The sequence below is a fragment of the Pinirhizobacter sp. genome (assembly GCF_035317885.1).
In the GTDB taxonomy this organism is placed as follows: Bacteria; Pseudomonadota; Gammaproteobacteria; order Xanthomonadales; family Rhodanobacteraceae; genus Pinirhizobacter.
Map to the genome: position 1 here is coordinate 1 of NZ_DATHFX010000377.1, position 2,968 is coordinate 2,968.

Below are 2,968 nucleotides of genomic sequence, written 5' to 3' on the forward strand. Positions count from 1 at the left end.
CGCTCAACCCGGCAACAGGCGCTGCGGCCGGTTATATCGCCACGCAGACCTACTTCACCTATAGCGGCATCGATCCCACCGGCGTGCCGACCGGCCTCACCCAGATTGGCCCCCCTCAGTCGGCCAACAACAGCTTCGGGCAGCAGCCCGATCCGCGCACGGTTACGGGCAAGGGGATTGGCGCTGAGAACCAGGACGAATACATCCTGGGCTTCACCAAAGAGCTGACAGACAAGTACGTCTGGGGCCTGAAGGGCACCTACCGCAAGCTCAATAACGCCATCGACGACTTCTGCGACGTCAACCTGGTAACCACCAAGGCTGCCGCGCAAGGCATTGATGTTGGTTCGACCAACAGCTGCTACCTGATCAACCCGGGTCGCGCCAATACGTTCGTGCTGATCGATACCGCCGGTAATCCGCAGCAGGTGACCCTGAGCAACAGGGAAATGGGATTCCAGGGCCTCAAGCGCCGCTACTACGGCCTGGATGCCTTCATGGAACATCCGTTCGATGGCACCTGGTATGGCAAGGTCAGCTATACCTTCTCGCGCAGCTACGGCAATACCGAGGGGCAGGTGCGTTCGGACCTCCTGCAGTTGGGTGGCTCGGCGTCGGAGGACTGGGACAACGGCACGATCATGCAGTACGCCAATGGTCGCCAGAACAACGATCACACGCATGTGCTGAAGTTCTACGGCTTCTACCAGGTCTCGCCGGAATGGCAGGTCTCCGCCAACCTGCTGGTGCAGACGGGCCAGCCGAAGATCTGTCTGGGCGCCTACGGTCCGGATTACACGGACCCCGTGGGCTACGGCAATGCCTACCACTGGTGTAATGGCCAGCCGTCGCCGCCCGGCAGCCATGGCAGCTTGCCCACCATCCATCCGCTGGATCTGGGCGTGACGTATCGCCCGGCGTGGGGTGACAGCAAGCTCGCCTTCGCCGCCAACGTGTTCAACGTGTTCAACGAGCAGAAGCCGATCTTCGAGAATCCCAACTCGACGGCGGGTGGCAACAACACGCCGAACTACAACTACGGCACCTGGACTTTGAGCGAACAGGCGCGCTACGCGCGCTTCAGCGTCAGCTACGACTTCTGATCCCCTCCAGATAAGTCGTGCGGCCGAAGGGCCTGCCTCCCCGGGCAGGCCCTTCTTTTTGCCTTCGCACGTGTGCCTCAATGAGGCGTTGGGCTGACGTGAGCCAAGCTGCGAGCGAGTGCCAAACTATGAGATTGAACGGGTTGCCACCGCTGGTGGCACTGAGGCCGCGCGCAGGGCGGGACTCAAACCAGCAGCCAACCCCGTGAACCACAGGGCCAACGCACCCGCGGTAAGGTATCCAATCGGTAGTACTTGCACCTCATAGTAGGTAACTAAAGCCCAATTGAGCGCCAGGGCTAATACGCAACCGAATAGAATGCCACCAGTAACGATCAGAAAATTCTCGACGAGGAAGTATTGAAGGATATCTCTTCGCGTGGCGCCAAGTGCTCGCCGAATGCCAATGCCTCGGGTGCGCTGGCGCACCCAGAACGTTGCCAGTCCCATGATGCCAGCGGCAGTGACCGTCAATAGCGCAAGTCCGGCGACCAGTAGAAGCGTAATCATCGACTCCTCCCGCTGAAAGTATTCCGCGCGAAGCTGATCAAATGACTTCGGGTTGTCCAAGATGCGCATAGGATTTCGACTTCCCAATACAGCGATAGCACGCTGCAAGACGCGCTCCCGCCGTTCCGAAGTGGTGCTAAGAGCGAACGTTACGCTATCGCCGTCGGGAGTCAGCGGAAGCATCATCGCGTATTCATTGTCAGAAGCGCCCAGTTGCGGGCTCATGCCCATAAGATGATCGACCACACCAACAACTTGTATCGGGTGGCCGGCCGAGTAAAGAAAGTGCCCCACGGCGTTGTCGATATGAAACAGTCGCTGGGCCAAAGTGCGAGACACGATCGCTGCCGAGACAGTCTTTAAGTTCTTCAACCCATCAGACGGCAGATACTCCGATTGAAGAAAGTCTCTGCCTTGAATCAGCCGCAGCCCAAGCGTATTGAGCGCACCTGAGCTGCTACTAAAGGCAGTCGCTTGCATGCCATCCCCATCGGGACTAGCGCTAACGTCCAAGGCAACCCCGCCGCCGAAAGGCATGCCGTTGATTGATGTGGCGCCGCTTACATCTTCGATTCCCCGAAGCGTGACGACATCGGCCTGGTATTCCTCCATGTTCTCAGCGCCGGCCGTATTTTTGGAAGGCTGTTCGCCCGATATCTTATTGCTGTCAAGGACGACCAGCGTGGATTCGGCCACACCGCTTGGCTCGCGCATGAGCTCGACCCGATGAACGAACATCACAGCGATGTTGGTTATCACTGCGCTCGTGAGAGCGGTTGTGGCTATCATCAGTGCGACAATCAGCTTGTGCCGGAAAAGACTCGCGATGATGGGTGGGTAATGCATCCTTTTCTCCGGATCAACTCACGTGTAGCTGGGATGCGGGTTGTATGCGGCACGCGCGCCACGCGGGAAGGAGTCCAGCTAGCGTATTCGCCACGATAGCCAGCGCAACCGTGGCAAACACCATCGTAAAATCCAGGTGCGCGAGCTTCGCATAGGCATCGGGCCGCTGGTGTACGAGCCAAAGGCCGAACCGGGTCAACACCAGACCCAATGCGCCACCAACTAGGCCGAGAACGGCCGCTTCAATGCCGAACTGCACGAAGATGTCCGCTCGCGATGCGCCCATGGCGCGTCGAATGCTTATTTCTCCGCTGCGACGGAGGAACTTGGCCAGCATCAAACAAACGGTGTTGAAGAGGCAGACGCAAAGGAAGCCAATGGCGAGCCATACTTGCAAGCCAACGTTCGGGGGGACGAGGTGCAACGCGTCGAGTCGATGCATCAATCCAAGGAGCTGGGGTGGGGTACCGAGAAGGGCCCTGCCATGTGCTTTCTGATCGAGCCAATAG

General features: G+C 58.9%; 2 protein-coding genes and 1 pseudogene. 1 reads left to right on the forward strand and 2 read right to left on the reverse strand.

What is annotated here, in order from left to right; translation table 11 throughout:
• Nucleotides 1–1,103, forward strand: a pseudogene (locus tag VK519_RS12400) (Oar protein); the annotation flags it as partial.
• Between the two features lie 126 nt (nt 1,104–1,229).
• Here the strand turns inward: VK519_RS12400 and VK519_RS12405 are convergent.
• Together VK519_RS12405 and VK519_RS12410 are read right to left on the reverse strand one after the other, a co-directional pair.
• The gene (locus VK519_RS12405; protein WP_324350194.1) at nt 1,230–2,459 is read right to left on the reverse strand and encodes an ABC transporter permease; all 1,230 of its coding nucleotides are present in this window, start codon (nt 2,457–2,459) and stop codon (nt 1,230–1,232) included.
• Between the two features lie 13 nt (nt 2,460–2,472).
• On the reverse strand, nt 2,473–2,968 hold a 496-nt coding region (locus VK519_RS12410; RefSeq protein ID WP_324350195.1), incomplete at its 5' end, for an ABC transporter permease.